Source organism: Rhodopseudomonas palustris (assembly GCF_007005445.1).
Classification (GTDB): Bacteria; Pseudomonadota; Alphaproteobacteria; order Rhizobiales; family Xanthobacteraceae; genus Rhodopseudomonas; species Rhodopseudomonas palustris_G.
Genome location: NZ_CP041387.1, coordinates 4089287 through 4103369 on the forward strand (window position 1 = coordinate 4089287; position 14083 = coordinate 4103369).

15 protein-coding genes are annotated in these 14083 nt (G+C 67.3%); 6 read left to right on the forward strand and 9 right to left on the reverse strand.

The genetic code is table 11. From position 1 onward, the window contains the following. Positions 1–55: 55 nt before the first annotated feature. Positions 56–1042 (reverse strand): cell division protein FtsX, encoded by a 987-nt coding sequence (locus FLL57_RS18775; RefSeq protein ID WP_013504544.1) that lies wholly within the window; start codon positions 1040–1042, stop codon positions 56–58. Next, complete coding sequence (gene ftsE / locus FLL57_RS18780) at positions 1035–1694, reverse strand: cell division ATP-binding protein FtsE (RefSeq protein WP_013504545.1); 660 nt, start codon at positions 1692–1694, stop codon at positions 1035–1037. Before ftsE ends, FLL57_RS18775 begins: the two co-directional genes overlap by 8 nt. Before the next feature lie 143 nt (positions 1695–1837). On the opposite strand from ftsE, the gene FLL57_RS18785 reads away from it, so the two are divergent. Next, positions 1838–2728, forward strand: a complete 891-nt coding sequence (locus FLL57_RS18785; protein WP_013504546.1) for an MJ0042-type zinc finger domain-containing protein — start codon at positions 1838–1840, stop codon at positions 2726–2728. A gap of 60 nt (positions 2729–2788) precedes the next feature. Continuing rightward, positions 2789–3169 carry a response regulator gene (locus tag FLL57_RS18790; RefSeq protein WP_142883677.1) on the forward strand — a complete coding sequence of 127 codons (381 nt, stop codon included), beginning with the start codon at positions 2789–2791 and terminating at the stop codon, positions 3167–3169. A 202-nt stretch (positions 3170–3371) separates the two neighbouring features. On the opposite strand, the gene FLL57_RS18795 is transcribed toward FLL57_RS18790, so the two are convergent. Continuing rightward, complete coding sequence (locus tag FLL57_RS18795) at positions 3372–5915, reverse strand: TIGR02302 family protein (protein ID WP_142883678.1); 2544 nt, start codon at positions 5913–5915, stop codon at positions 3372–3374. A 159-nt stretch (positions 5916–6074) separates the two neighbouring features. Here FLL57_RS18795 and FLL57_RS18800 point away from each other — a divergent pair, with 159 nt between their 5' ends. Then, the gene (locus FLL57_RS18800; protein ID WP_142883679.1) at positions 6075–6455 is read left to right on the forward strand and encodes a carboxymuconolactone decarboxylase family protein; all 381 of its coding nucleotides are present in this window, start codon (positions 6075–6077) and stop codon (positions 6453–6455) included. A gap of 245 nt (positions 6456–6700) precedes the next feature. Here the strand turns inward: FLL57_RS18800 and lysA are convergent, their stop codons facing one another. Genes lysA through argH form a run of 3 tightly spaced genes read right to left on the reverse strand, consistent with a single transcriptional unit; the run spans position 6701 to position 9709 of the window. After that, the gene (lysA, locus tag FLL57_RS18805) at positions 6701–7966 is read right to left on the reverse strand and encodes a diaminopimelate decarboxylase (protein ID WP_142883680.1); all 1266 of its coding nucleotides are present in this window, start codon (positions 7964–7966) and stop codon (positions 6701–6703) included. 8 nt (positions 7967–7974) lie between these two features. Next, a complete protein-coding gene (gene lptM / locus FLL57_RS18810; RefSeq protein WP_013504551.1) occupies positions 7975–8256 on the reverse strand; it encodes an LPS translocon maturation chaperone LptM in 282 nt (93 codons plus the stop codon). Between the two features lie 55 nt (positions 8257–8311). Then, on the reverse strand, positions 8312–9709 hold the full coding sequence (gene argH / locus FLL57_RS18815; RefSeq protein ID WP_142883681.1) for an argininosuccinate lyase: 1398 nt from the start codon (positions 9707–9709) through the stop codon (positions 8312–8314). A gap of 95 nt (positions 9710–9804) precedes the next feature. Between argH and tlpA the strand changes: the two genes are divergently transcribed. Together tlpA and FLL57_RS18825 are read left to right on the forward strand one after the other, a co-directional pair. Further along, positions 9805–10473 (forward strand): thiol:disulfide interchange protein TlpA, encoded by a 669-nt coding sequence (gene tlpA, locus FLL57_RS18820; protein ID WP_013504553.1) that lies wholly within the window; start codon positions 9805–9807, stop codon positions 10471–10473. A gap of 105 nt (positions 10474–10578) precedes the next feature. Next, positions 10579–10929 carry a DUF1428 domain-containing protein gene (locus FLL57_RS18825; RefSeq protein WP_142883682.1) on the forward strand — a complete coding sequence of 117 codons (351 nt, stop codon included), beginning with the start codon at positions 10579–10581 and terminating at the stop codon, positions 10927–10929. Positions 10930–10943: 14 nt separating this feature from the next. Here the strand turns inward: FLL57_RS18825 and FLL57_RS18830 are convergent, their stop codons facing one another. Together FLL57_RS18830 and FLL57_RS18835 are read right to left on the reverse strand one after the other, a co-directional pair. Next, a complete protein-coding gene (locus FLL57_RS18830) occupies positions 10944–11144 on the reverse strand; it encodes a hypothetical protein (protein ID WP_185966160.1) in 201 nt (66 codons plus the stop codon). A 115-nt stretch (positions 11145–11259) separates the two neighbouring features. Next, entirely contained in the window at positions 11260–12060 is an 801-nt protein-coding gene (locus FLL57_RS18835; protein WP_142883683.1) for an NAD(P)H-dependent oxidoreductase, read from the reverse strand. 92 nt (positions 12061–12152) lie between these two features. Between FLL57_RS18835 and FLL57_RS18840 the strand changes: the two genes are divergently transcribed. Continuing rightward, positions 12153–13067, forward strand: a complete 915-nt coding sequence (locus FLL57_RS18840; RefSeq protein WP_142883684.1) for a LysR family transcriptional regulator — start codon at positions 12153–12155, stop codon at positions 13065–13067. A gap of 19 nt (positions 13068–13086) precedes the next feature. Here FLL57_RS18840 and FLL57_RS18845 read toward each other — a convergent pair whose 3' ends face one another. Then, positions 13087–13968 carry a 3-hydroxybutyryl-CoA dehydrogenase gene (locus FLL57_RS18845; RefSeq protein WP_013504558.1) on the reverse strand — a complete coding sequence of 294 codons (882 nt, stop codon included), beginning with the start codon at positions 13966–13968 and terminating at the stop codon, positions 13087–13089. Positions 13969–14083 lie beyond the last annotated feature (115 nt).

The window sequence follows — 14083 nt, forward strand, 5'->3', positions numbered from 1 at the left end:
CCGGATGGTCGAACGCCCTGCGCGGTGCGGAGGTAACGCTCCGGTCATGTGCGGCTCATTCGATCGAGTTCAGCGTGCTGAACAGGGTGCGGCGCGACGCCAGCGCGGTGATGCCGGCGATCAGCACCGCCATGCCGGCGAGCGCCAGATAGCCGGTCGGGCGCAGCGAAAAGGTGCCGAGCAGCGCCGCGAACTGGTCGCCGACCGGCGTGCCGGAAAACCACATCGCCACCGATTCCGAAAAGCCGAACACGAAGATCGCCGCGCCGCCGCCGATCAGGCCGCCCTGCAGGCCGAGCAGCAGGAAGTGCCGGAAGAAATGGTTGGCGATGTAGCGGTCGCTGGCGCCGACGAAATGCAGCACCTCGACGATCGGCCGGTTCGCCGCCATCGCGCCGCGGGTGGCGAACGACACCGAAATGATGGTGGCGACGATCACCAGAGCCAACACGCCGATGCCGGCCACCACGGTGGCGCCGGTCATCGACCGCATCCGTTCGATCCAGGCCCGGTGGTCGTCGACCGTCGCGCTCGGCACGGCCTCGGTGACGCGGCGGCGCAGTTCGCCGAGGTCGAGCCCACGTCCGGGCGCGCTGCGCGCCACGATCACCCGCGGCACCGGCAGGTCGTCGAGCGATAGCGCGGTACCGAGCCACGGCTCCAGCAGCCGCGCCGATTCCTCCTTGGTGAAAGTCCGGACCTCGACGATGCCGGGCTGGCTGTTCACCACCTCGGCGACCCGGTCGGCATCGCGATCGAGGTCGCGGCCGCGGCCGGCGCGAACCTGCACGGTCAGCTCGCTGGACACCTCGGACTGCCACTCCGCCGCCGATGCGCTGACCAGCATCACCACGCCGGTGGTCATCGCTGCCAGAAACGTCATGATCGCCACCACGGCGACCAGCGCGCGACCGGAGATCGATGCCCGCGGCACGATCGGCGAGGCGTTGCGCGCCTTCGGCGGCACCTGCGGGCGTTCGTGCCCGAGGTCGACCATGACGTCGCGTTCGTCGGCTCTGCGCAACGGCCCCTGCCTATTCATAAACGTGCAGCCGTCCCTGGTGCAGCACCAGCCGGCGCGCTTCGTATTGATCCATCAGGTTGATGTCGTGGGTCGCGATCACCACCGCGGTCCCGGATTTGTTGAGTTCGATGAACAACCGAAGCAGCCGGCGTCCGAGCGTCGGATCGACATTGCCGGTCGGCTCGTCGGCGAGCAGCAAATGCGGCCGGCCGATCACCGCCCGGGCGATCGCTGCGCGCTGCTTCTCGCCGCCCGACAGCACCGGCGGCAGCGCGTCCATCCGGTCGCCGAGCCCGACCCACTTTAGTAGGTCGATCACCTCTTTGCGATAGCTCGACTCGTCGCGCCCGGTGACCCGGAACGGCAGCGCCACATTTTCATAGGTGGTCATGTGGTCGAGCAGGCGGAAGTCCTGCAGCACGATTCCGATGCGCTGCCGCAGCGCCGCGATCTCCTCTTTGCCGAGCAGCGAGACGTCGTTGCCGAACAGATTGACCAGGCCGCGGGTCGGCCGCAGCGACAGGAACAGCAGCCTGAGCAGCGAGGTTTTGCCTGCGCCGGACGGGCCGGTGAGAAACTGGAACGAATGCGCCGGAATTGCAAAATTGAGGTCGCGGAGGATCTCCGGACCGAGCCCGTAGCGCAGGCCGACATTTTCGAAGCGGACCACGTTCAGCTCCGATTTCGATCGGCGCGGGGAGAAAGGGCACGCCACGCCATCTGCCCGTGCCGCCGTTGTGAGGCGGCTATGGTTTCCGATTCGTTAACGGACGGACGGTACGATCGGACGAACCTTCTAGTCAGCGATTCGCCATGCATATCGTCTGCCCGCATTGTACGACATCCTATGCGATCGATCCGGCCAAACTGGGAGATTCCGGCCGGACGGTGCGCTGTTCCCGCTGCAAGGAAGTCTGGCTCGCCCGGCCCGAAGACGTGCAGAGCGACGTCCGCGTCGCGGCGATGACGGTCGAGGAACAGCCGGCCGGTAGCGATCTCGCCAACGATCCAGGCTGGGGCGTCACCGAGGACGAACAGGACACGCCGGTCGTCGAGAGCCCGCCGATCACCGCCGACCTGCCGGGACAAGGCGACCACGATCCGTTCGCACGCGCGCTCGCGGCCGAACCCGAGCCCGGAGAAGATGTCGAACTGCCGCCACGGCGCAAGCGCAAGACTTCGTTCGGTGCCCGGCGGCGGCGGCCGAGCTTCAAGGAACGGCTGGCGGCGCTGCGCCAGGATCCGATCAAGACCGTCAAGTCGCTGCTGACCGCCCAAATGGCCGTCGCGGTGTTCGGCTCGGTGGCACTCGGCCTGCTGATCTGGCGTGCCGAGATCGTCCGGCTGATGCCGCAGACCGCCGCGTTCTACCGGACGATCGGATTTGACGTGAACCTGCGCGGGCTGGCGATCCGGAACGTCAAGCTCATGCGCGAGACCGTCGATGCGAAGCCGGTCCTGGTGATCGAGGGCGTCGTGGTCGGTGAAGTCAACCGAGCCGTGGACTTGCCGCGGCTGCGGTTTTCGCTACGCGACGGCAGCGGCACCGAGATCTACGCCTGGAACGCCGTGCTGGAACAGCAGGTGCTGCGGCTCGGGGAAGCCGCCTGGTTCCGGACGCGACTGGCCTCGCCTCCGGCGGAGGCGCGCGCGATCGACGTGCGCTTCTTCAACCGGCGCGACATTGCCGCCGGTGGTGCCTGAAGCCATGATGATTGCGGCCGGACGCGGCCCGGCGCCAGCCGCGACGAGGGAAGTGAGACGATGGCGCGCATCCTGATCGCCGACGACGAAGAATCGATGCGCCTTCTGGTGGCGCGCGCCATCGGCCTGGACGGCCACGAGACCGTCACGGCCGAAGACGGCAGCGAAGCGTTGGAGATCCTCACCAGCCAGAACGGCAAGTTCGACCTGCTACTGACCGACATCAAGATGCCGATCATGGACGGCATCGCGCTGGCGCTGGCGGTCGCGCGCGACTTCCCCGAGCTGACGATCCTGTTGATGACCGGCTTCGCCGATCAGCGCGAACGCGCTTTCGGCCTCGACGCCATCGTCCACGACGTCGTCACCAAGCCGTTCTCGGTCGCCGACATCCGCACCGCCGTCGCGGACGCGCTGTCGGCGAAGAAGAGTAGTAGTTGACCCCCTTCGCGACGGAAGATCGACGCCTGCCCCAAGACGCTGCGCGCCCCCTCTCCCGCCTGCGGGAGAGGGCTGGGGTGAGGGCGACACGGGTAGTGAGTTAGCTCGTCGCTGATAGGAGTGCCCTCACCCGCCGCGCTACGCGCGTCGACCTCTCCCGCAGGCGGGCGAGGTTGCGCCGTGCTCGGGGCAGGCTGATCGCTTAGTAATCCTTCAGCAGCCGCTCGATGTAGTCAAGTTCGAGCTGCGGCCGGGCCGAATCGCCGAGGCGACGGCGGAGTTCCTCGAGGATGCGGCGGACGCGCTGGACGTCGATTTCGCCGGGGATCTTCACGGTGAGATCGTCGCCGAGATCGCGGCCGCGCAGCGGGCGGCCGAGCGGATCGGTCTGGTTGGCGCCGCTCTGCTGGCGGCCGGGACGGTTGCCCTGGCCGTCGCCTTCGCCATCGCCCTGCTGCATCGCCTCGGCGAGTTTCTGCGCGCCCTGGCGCAGCGCCTCCAGCGCACGGCCCTGCGAATCCACCGCGCCGTCGGCATTGCCCTCGCCGAGACGGCCTTCGGCATCGCCCATCGCCGAATCGGCCTGATCGAGGCCGCCCTCGCCCTGCTGGCCTTGCTGGCCCTGCTGCCCCTTTTCGCCGCGCGGGCTCTGGCCGAGGCCGCGCTTGGCGAGTTCCTGCTGCAGCTTGCGCAGCCGGTCGTGCAGGCTCTGCTGATCCTGCTGTAGATCGCCGAGATTCGGCTCGCCGTCGTCGCCGCGCATTCGGTCGCGGCGCTGATCCTGGCCCTGCTTGAAGGTCTTGTCGCGGAGCTGCTGCTGCTTGCGGATCATGTCGCCGAGCTCGTTCAGCGCCTGCTCCATGTCGTTGTCGCCGCCGCCCTGGCCGGGCTGCGCCATCTGCAGGTTCTCGAGCATCTGCGCGAGCTGATCGAGCAGTTGCTTGGCGGCATCCTTGTCGCCGGAGCGCGACAGCCGCTCCATCCGCTGGATCATCGCCTCGAGATCCTGCTGGCGCATCACCTTGGTGTTCGGATCGAGCGGGCGGGCGAGCTGCTGCGGATTGTTGCGGAGCTGCTGGGCAAGCTGGCGCATATAGGCGTCGAGCGCCGCGCGCAGCTTGTCGGTGAGCTGCTTGATCTCGTCGTCGGGCGCGCCGCGCTCCAGCGCATCCTTCAGCGCGTCCTGCGCGGCGCGCAGCGCCTTCTCGGCGTCCGATGCGTCGCCGTCTTCGATCGATACCGCGAGCGACCACAGATTGCCGACCACCTCGCGCAGCGCCTCGTCGGTGCGGGCGCGTTCGAGCTGATCGGCGACGGTGTACAGACCGAGATACTGCCCGGCGTCGGGCGCGAACACTTCGGGGGCGATCAGCAGCGCGTCGAGTGCGGTGTGGACCTGCTTGTTGGCGCCGGCATCGAGCGCCAGAATGCGGCGCTGCTCGATCAGGGCCCGCGCCAGCGGCTTGGTGAACAGCCGTTCCGGCAGCCGCATCGCGAACGGCTCGCTGCGGCCTTCGTTGCCGGCCTCGTCTTTGGCGGTCAGCGTCAGCGTCACCTCGGCACCCGCATAAGGATCCTCGCTGAAGTCCTTGACGGTCTGGCCGACGCCGGCACGGGTACGGGCATTCGGCAGCACCAGCTTGACCTGCGGCGGCTCAAACAACGGTCGCGGCGCCTCCGCTGCGGCGGCGCCGGGCTTGGCGGCGGGAACCGCGGCGAACTGCGCTTCGGCCTCGGTCACCCCGTAATCGTCTTCGAGCTTGTAGGACAGTTGCAGTGAGCCGCGCGCCTGACGCTGCGGCTCCTTGGCGAGGGCGATGCCCGGCGGCCGATCCGGCGTCGCGGTGAAGCTCCACGGCGCCTCGCTGGACGGCGCCCGCACCCGCGCGGTGCCGTCGGCGGTGATGCGGAAATGCCGTTCGCTGGTGCCGCTCGGGGCTTCGCTGTCCGGCTTGATCTCGACCAGACCGCCGCCGACCGTGACGTCGAGCTCGCCGCCGCTGGAGCGCACCAGCAGGGTCGAGCCGACCGGCACCGGCAGCGCACCGCTGCCCGGGGTGCCGAGATCCCGGTTGTTGGCGGCGGTGAGAATGATCGGCGGCTTGTTGGTGTAGAGCGGCGGCGTCACCCAGGCATCGACCCGGACATTGGAGGGCGCCATCGCGCCGTTCCAGTCGAACGCCGCCATCACCCGCGGGGTGCGCTCCTCGCCGGCGGCGATGAAGGTCGCGACCAACAAGATCGCCACCAGCGCCCGCAACGCCCAGGGATCGTGGATCGGCAGCCGCGGCGACGGCAGTCCGGGCTTCAGCCCGCGGATCGTCGCCAGGGTGCGCTCGCGCTGCGCCTGCCACAACGCCCGGGCGACCGGATCGCTGGAAGCCAGGGTGTCGCCGAGCGCCGTGGCGGGGCGGTGCTTCTGGCCGGTATTGCGGTCGAGCCGCGCCAGCGCATCGTCGCGGCTCGGCCAACGGAAGCGGAGGGCGGGGATCAGCGCGGCGAGCGCCAGCGCCGCGAACGCCATCAGGCCGACGATCCGCCCCGAAAACGGCAGCGCCAGCCAAAGCCCCGCCCAGGACAGCGCCAGGAACAGCCCGACGACACTGATAACGCGGGCCAGATGCGGCCACGCCCGTTCCCAGCCGATCGCCAGCGCCGCGCGCCGGATCGCCTTGTCCAGGTGCAGCCGCGCGACCGCCTCTTCATCGAGCGGGGCCTGCGACGGATCGGGAATGCTGCGGCTCAACCGTCTCTCCGGGTTGCTGCTCACAGCAGCGTAGCACAGCGGCGGCAATGAGGCACCGCCCTGGCGTGGCGCGGCGCGCATCACGCTGCGACACGAACGCGTGACGGCGATGGCCACTGCCCGTAGTGTTCCGGCGAACTTCCCAGCAGAGGACGCGCAATGGACAAGACGACGCACGACAAGGGCCTGGAGATCCGCAAGGCGGTACTGGGCGAGGCCTATGTCGAGAACGCGCTGAACAACGCCGACGACTTCAACAAGCCGTTCCAGGAACTCGTCACCGAATATTGCTGGGGCGCGATCTGGGGGCGCGACGGGCTGCCGAAGAAGACCCGCAGCATGCTGAACCTGGCGATGATCGCGATCCTCAACCGCCCGCACGAGCTGCGCGCCCATATCAAAGGCGCGCTCACCAACGGCGTCACCAAGGACGAGATCCGCGAGATCTTCATGCAGGTCGCCTGCTACGCCGGAATTCCGGCGGGCGTCGACAGCTTCCGGATCGCCCGCGAAGTATTCGCAGAGATCGACAAGGGTTGAGCCGGATAATTGGTACTCGCCAACCGGCGCGGCGGCGCGGATCGCCGCGTTAAGGTTGAGTGGTTAGGTTAAAAAACAGTTCAAATTGCTCGAATTCACCGGATCGCTACGGTCGACCCGTCGCGCGCGTCGGTCGGTGAAGCCGCATGTTCACCGCCGCGGATTTCAAGCGCGATCGGGACCGCCAGGATATTTTTGTACGCCGCGTCTGGCGGTCCCACCCCTCTCTCCGGCGAGAGGCCAACTCACAGCCAAGGTGCCGGCTGGTCCATCGCGATCAGTTGCTCGACCGTGATGCGCGGACGCACCACCGCGACCTGATCGTCCTTCACCAGCACTTCCGGCACCAGCGGACGGGTGTTGTAAGTACACGCCTGCACCGCGCCATAGGCGCCCGAGGTCATGATGGCGATCAGATCGCCGGCCTTCAGCTCCGGCAGCTTGCGGTCGAGCGCAAGGTAATCACCGGTCTCGCACACCGGGCCGACGACATCCGCCACCATGCTGGCTGCGCCGGGCGCCGGCTGCTGCACGGCGACGATCTCGTGATACGCCTCGTACAATGTGGGGCGGATCAGGTCGTTCATCGCCGCATCGATGATCACGAAGGTCTTGCCGTCGCCGTGCTTCACGTAGATTACGCGTGCGACCAGGATGCCGGCGTTGCCGACGATCATCCGCCCCGGCTCGAACAGCAGCGCGCAGCCGAGATTGTGGGTGACGCGCTTGACCATCTCCGCATAGGCGAACGGCTCCGGCGGCGCGTCGCGGTCCTCGTAGTACGGGATGCCGAGCCCGCCGCCGAAATCGACGTGGCTGACGGTGTGGCCGTCGCCGCGCAGCACGTGAACGAATTCGGCGACCTTGCGGAACGCCGCTTCCATCGGCGCCAGATCGATGATCTGGCTGCCGATATGGACATCGACGCCGGTGACCTGGATGCCCGGCAGCCTGGCGGCGCGGGCATAGACTTCGCGGGCGTGACGGATCGGGATGCCGAACTTGTTCTCGGACTTGCCGGTCGAGATCTTGGCGTGGGTGCCGGAATCGACGTCCGGATTGACCCGCAGCGAAATCCGCGCGGTGCGGCCGGTCTCGACCGCGAGCCGCGACAGCAGTTCGAGCTCGGGTTCGGATTCGACGTTGAGGCACTTGATGTCGTGGGCGAGCGCGGCGCGCAGCTCGGCCTCGGTCTTGCCGACGCCGGAGAACACGATCTTGCCCGGCGGAATCCCGGCAGCCAGCGCGCGCTGCAATTCGCCGCCCGACACCACGTCGGCGCCGGCGCCGAGCCTCGCCAGCGTGCGCAGCACCGACTGATTGGAATTCGCCTTCATGGCGTAGCACACCAGCGCATCGAGGCCGGCGAAGGCCTCGGTGAATACCCGGTAGTGTCGCTCCAGCGTGGCGGTGGAGTAGCAATAGAACGGCGTGCCGACGTCCTTGGCGATCGACGCAAGGCTGACGCTTTCGGCGTGCAGCACGCCGTCGCGATAGTCGAAATGACGCATCTTGGCGCTTAGTCCAGCAGCGGATCGAGAATGGTGCTTCGCTTCCGCCCCTTGGCGGCGGACGGCGGCGCGTTGGTGCCGTAGGACGAGTCGAACACGTCGCCCTTGGCCTCCGGCGTGCTCGCCGGCGCCGCCGACGGGGTGTCGGCCGCGCCCGGCGGCAGATCGAGGCCGCCTTTACGGCCGCAGCCCGACAATGCCAGCGTCGCCGCCACAATCACCAGAAGCGCCCATCGCGATGGGCTGGTCACGCGATTCACGTCGAATATCCCCAATTGGCGCGGCACCATACCGAGATTGCGCCGCGCTGGCGAGCCCCCGAAAAACCGCCGGACGGCCGCCGCCTCAGCGAGATTTGCGGCCCTTGGCGAGCCGCTTGAGCCAGGCGTTGGCCTGGCTGCGGACGTTCTTCGGCGCGGTGCCGCCGTAGGAGGTGCGGCTCTTGACCGAGGATTCGACGCTGAGCACCGCCAGCACGTCCTTGGTGATGCGCTTTTCGATCCCCTGCATCTCGGCGAGCGGCAGTTCGTGCAGCGCCACCCCCTTCTTGGCGGCGAGGCCGACGATCCGGCCGGTGACGTGGTGCGCCTCGCGGAACGGCATCTTCAGCGTCCGCACCAGCCAGTCGGCCAGATCGGTGGCGGTGGCATAGCCCTCGCCCGCGGCCGCCTTCATCCGCTCCGGCTCCGGCTCGAGGTCGCGAACCATGCCGGTGATCGCGCGGATCGCCAGCGACAGCGCGGCGAAGCCTTCCATCGCGCCCTGCTTGTCTTCCTGCATGTCCTTCTGATAGGCGAGCGGCAGGCCCTTCATCACGATCAACAGGCCGTTCAGCGCGCCGATCACCCGGCCGGTCTTGGCGCGGACCAGCTCGGCAGCGTCCGGATTGCGCTTCTGCGGCATGATCGAGGAGCCGGTGGTGAACTTGTCCGACAGCCGGATCAGGCCGACCAGCGGCGAGGTCCAGATCACGATCTCTTCGGCGAAGCGCGACAGATGCACGGCGCAGATCGACGCCGCCGACAACGTCTCCAGCACGAAGTCGCGGTCCGACACCGCATCGAGCGAATTGGCCATCGGCCGGTCGAAGCCGAGCCTGGCGGCGGTGGCGTGGCGGTCGATTGGGAACGAGGTGCCGGCCAGCGCCGCGGCGCCGAGCGGGCTTTCGTTGAGCCGCTTGCGGGCATCCTGGAACCGGCCGCGATCGCGCGCCACCATCTCGACATAGGCCATCAGATGATGACCGAAGGTCACCGGCTGCGCGGTCTGCAGATGGGTGAAACCCGGCATCACGGTATCGGCCTGCTCGAGCGCCCGCTCTGCCAGCGCCTGCTGCAGCGCCGCCAGCGCCGCATCGGTTTCGTCCAACACATCGCGGACGTACAGCCGGAAATCGGTCGCGACCTGGTCGTTGCGCGAGCGCGCGGTGTGCAAACGCCCGGCGGCCGGGCCGATCAGCTCGGCGAGCCGGCTCTCGACATTCATATGAATGTCCTCGAGCGCACGCTTGAAGGTGAATTTGCCGGCACCGATCTCTGACAAGATCGTGTCTAGACCCTTGCCGATATTTTTCGCATCGTTCGCGGTGATGATGCCCTGCGCGGCCAGCATGGCCGCATGCGCCTTGGACGCCGTGATGTCCTGGGCGTAGAGATGGCGGTCGACGTCGATCGAGACGTTGATCTCTTCCATGATCGCGTCGGGGCGATCGGTGAATCGGCCGCCCCACATTTTGTTGCTCATCTGTCGCCGCTCACGATCATGCTCGCGTCTCAATCACATTTCATCACCAGCAGCCGCCCGCGAACCTGCGCGGCCTGCCGATCCCAGATTGTTCGATGACCGAATCCCAGCCGAATTCCGCCCCGCCGCGCCGTGCCGGCCGCCTGACCATCCTGCTGGCCACGATTGCCGTGCTCGTCGTCGCTGGCGCCGCCGGGATATACGGGATTGGCGGGCTGCAGCGCAATGCGGGCGGCGATCCGGTGTGCCGGCCGGCGGTGGCACTGGCGCAGCAGCTCAAGCCGCTGGTGCGCGGCGAGGTGGCGGCGGTGACGATGGCGTCGTCGCCGCTGCGACTGCCGGACCTCGCCTTCACCGACAGCGCCGGCGAGCCCAAGAGACTGTCGGACTTCCGCGGCCGGACCGTGCTGGTGAACCTGTGGGCGACCTGGTGCGTGCCGTGCCGCAAGGAGATGCCGGCGCTCGACAATCTGCAGGCGCAGCTCGGCAGCGACCGGTTCGAGGTGGTGGCGATCAACATCGACACCCGCGATCCCGCCAAGCCGAAGAAATTTCTCGACGAGGAGAAGCTGACCCGGCTGAGCTATTTCGCCGACGCCACCGCCAAGGTGTTTCAGGATCTCAAATCGGTCGGGCGCGCGCTCGGCATGCCGACCTCGGTGCTGGTCGACGGCAACGGCTGCGAGATCGGCACCATTGCCGGTCCGGCCGAATGGGACAGCGCCGACGCACTGGCGCTGGTGAAGGGCGCGCTGCCCAAATAGCCGCCGCGACAAATGGACCCGTCGCCGGATGTCGGCGCGCGAACCGCTCGACCGTCCTCCGGAAAGCCGCATGATGTGCCGGCCGATCAACGGGGGAGACGACGGATGTCCTATGTCGATGGATTCGTGGTGCCGGTGCCCAAGGCCCGGCTCGCCGACTACCTCAAGCTGGCGCGCAAGGCCGACAAGGTGTTTCGCGAGCACGGCGCCGTCGATTATCGCGAGTGGGTCGCCGACGACGTCTCGCCCGGGAAGCGGACCTCGTTTCCGCGTAGCGTGAAGCTGAAGCCCTACGAGGTCGTGGTGTTCGCCTACATCGTCTACAAATCGCGCAAGCAGCGCGACAAGGTGATGGCGAAGGCGATGCAGGACCCGCGACTGAACGGCATGGACCCCAAGACGATGCCGTTCGACACCAAGCGGATGTTCTACGGCGGGTTCAAGAAGCTGGTGTAGCGGCGGGCCGGCGATCAGGCGCTGATGTCGAGATTGCCGCCGACGCCGGGGCCGACATTGGCGAGCGACGCCGAGCCGCCCTGTCCGGTGCCGAGCAGCGTCTGCACCGTGTCGCGCTCCATGCGCGAAGCCGACGCCTGAATCGTCGTCGCGATCTGCATCTGCGTGCTGCTGGCCTGCATGGCGAGCGCCGCGCTGATCATGCTCATGTCCATCGCCGCAGTCTGGCAGCAAATCGTTAACAATCCGGAGCAAGGCGGGCGCATTCGATGAAATAGCATCGATCGCACCGCCGCCTGTGAGAGCCGCCGTCGAGACAGACGGCGGCGTTTAAACCCTGGAGCCCGCAGCGTCGCTGAGATGGACCGCAAAGCCGGTTCCGTTCGGATCGCCGAGTTCCGGCCGCAGCTCCATCGCAGGGATCAGGTAGTCGCCGCCGTTTTGGCGCCGATACGGGATCGGCGGCGTCTCGGCGAGCGTTCGCATCCGAGCCCGGAGCCGCTCGGCCTCCGCTTCGAACCCGGCCGAATCGAGCCGGCCGGCCTGATACAGCACATAAGGCGGCAGCACCTCGCAGCCCGGATAGAACAGAATGCCGTGATGGATCGGAAACAGCAGGTCGTCGATCGGCCCGTTGATGCCACGGGGGCCGTAGTGCTGCTCCCAGCCGCCGGTGGTCACGATCAGCATCGCGCGCTTGCCGGCCAGACGGCCCTCGCCGTAGCGATCGCCCCAGCGCTTGTCGCTGTGCTCGCCGACCCCATAGGCGAAGCCGCAGGCGAACACCCGCTCGACCCAGCCTTTCAGGATCGCCGGCATGGTGAACCACCACAGCGGGAATTGCAGGATCACGGCGTCGGCCCAGAGCAGCTTGTCGATCTCGTCGCGGACATCCTGGGTCAGCTCTCCTGCGTCGAACGCCGCCTTGGATGCGACCGAAGGCAGCAGCCGCTCGCCGGACGCGAGTCCCGGGAAATCGGCGCGGTCGACCGCAGGCTTCCAGCCCTGGGCGTAGAGGTCGGAGACCTGGACCTCGTGGCCGAGGCCTCGCAGTTCCGCGACCGCGACGTCGCGCAGTGCCCCGTTGAGCGAGCGCGGCTCGGGATGGGCGAATACCAGAAGGACTTTCACGGTCGGACTCCCTGAAATGGATCAGAGTCTTCTGCTATCCCTGCCCCGATTATTCCGGTAGACATCGATCTTCGATATGATTGTTCTGTAGAATGGATAGATCAGCAGTCACGATCGAACGCATCCGGACCTTCGTGCGTATCGCCGAGCGAGGCAGCCTGTCGGCGGTTGCGCGCGATCTCAATGTCGGCCAGTCCACCGTCACCCGCCAGTTGCAGGAGCTCGAGACCGCGATCGGCGCGCCGCTGTTGAGCCGCACCACCCGCCGGGTGACCCTGACCGCGGAAGGCAGCCGCTATTACGCGCGTTGCGTCCAGATCCTGCGGCTGCTCGACCAGGCCGGTGACGAAGCGCTGGGCGCCTCCGGGGCTCCCGCCGGCACCATCCGAATCTCCTGCACCGCCTCGTTCGGCGTGCTGCACGCCAGCCGGCTGATGTTCGCGTTTCAGGACCGCTATCCGGAGATCGGCATCGACTTCGGCCTGACCGATCAGCGGGTCGATCTGGTGCGCGAGGGCGTCGATCTGGCGATCCGGCTGGCTCCGCTGACTGACAGCACATTGAAACTGCGACCGCTCGGCGACAGCCAGCGCCTGCTGGTGGCCTCGCCGGACTATCTATCGGTGCACGGCAGGCCGGCGGTCCCGCAGGATCTGTCGAGCCATCAGGGTATCCGCATGGTCAATGTGGCGGGCAGCGACATGCTGATGCTCCAGGGACCGGATCAGCAGACCCACCGCGTCCCGTTCGGCGGCCGGCTCCGGGTCGATCATGGGCTGGCAGCACGCGAGGCGATGATCGCCGGCCGCGGCATCGCCGCAGCCCATCGCTGGCTGGTCGACGATCTGCTGGCCGCCGGCAGGCTCGAAATCATTCTGCCGGAGTACCGGCTGTCGCCGGTGCCGCTCAATCTGTTGATCGTGCCGGAGCGCGCCGGGATCGCGCGCGTGCGGCTGCTGATCGATTTTTTGGCGGAGCAGATCCGGACCGTGCCGGGGATCGAATGAGAACGGTCGAGCGATCCGATCAGCGGGTCGGCACCGGCTTGTCGCCGCGGTAGTCGTAGAAACCGCGCTGGGTCTTGCGGCCGAGCCAGCCGGCTTCGACATATTTCACCAGCAGTGGGCACGGCCGGTACTTGGAGTCGGCGAGGCCTTCGTGCAGCACCTGCATGATCGACAGACAGGTGTCGAGGCCGATGAAATCGGCAAGCTCCAGCGGGCCCATCGGATGATGCGCGCCGAGCTTCATCGCCATGTCGATGGCCTCGACGTTGCCGACGCCTTCGTACAGCGTGTAGATCGCCTCGTTGATCATCGGCAACAGGATGCGGTTGACGATGAACGCCGGGAAATCCTCGGACACAGCGATCTGCTTGCCGAGCTTGGTGACGAACGCCTTGGCGGTCTCGAAGGTGGCGTCGTCGGTGGCGATGCCGCGGATCAGCTCGACCAGCTCCATCACCGGCACCGGATTCATGAAATGAATGCCGATGAAGCGTTCCGGCCGGTCGGTCGAGGCGGCCAGACGGGTGATCGAGATCGACGAGGTATTGGAGGCGATGATCGCCTCCGGCTTCAAGGATGCGCACAGCTCGTTGAAGATCTTGCGCTTGGTCTCTTCCTTTTCGACCGCGGTCTCGATCACGAGGTCGCAGTCGGACAGTCCGTCCAGCTTCTCGGTCGCGGTGATCCGCGCCAGCGCAGCCTTGCGGGCGTCCTCGGTGATGATCTTCTTGGCGATCTGCCGCGAGAGATTGCCGTTGATGGTGGCCATCGCCGACTTCAGCCGGTCGGCGGAGAGATCGTTCAGGACCACGTCGATCCCGCCGAGAGCGATCACATGGGCGATGCCGTTGCCCATCTGCCCCGCGCCGATTACGCCGACTTTCTTGATTGCTGCCGCCATCTCTCATCTCGTTCGGAGCACAGCCGCGTCGCGCGGCCGGTGCATCTTCGCACATTCCCGCGCCGCTGTCCGTGTCCGGCGCCCGGACAGTTAGCCGGTGAACGCTTAAGGCTTC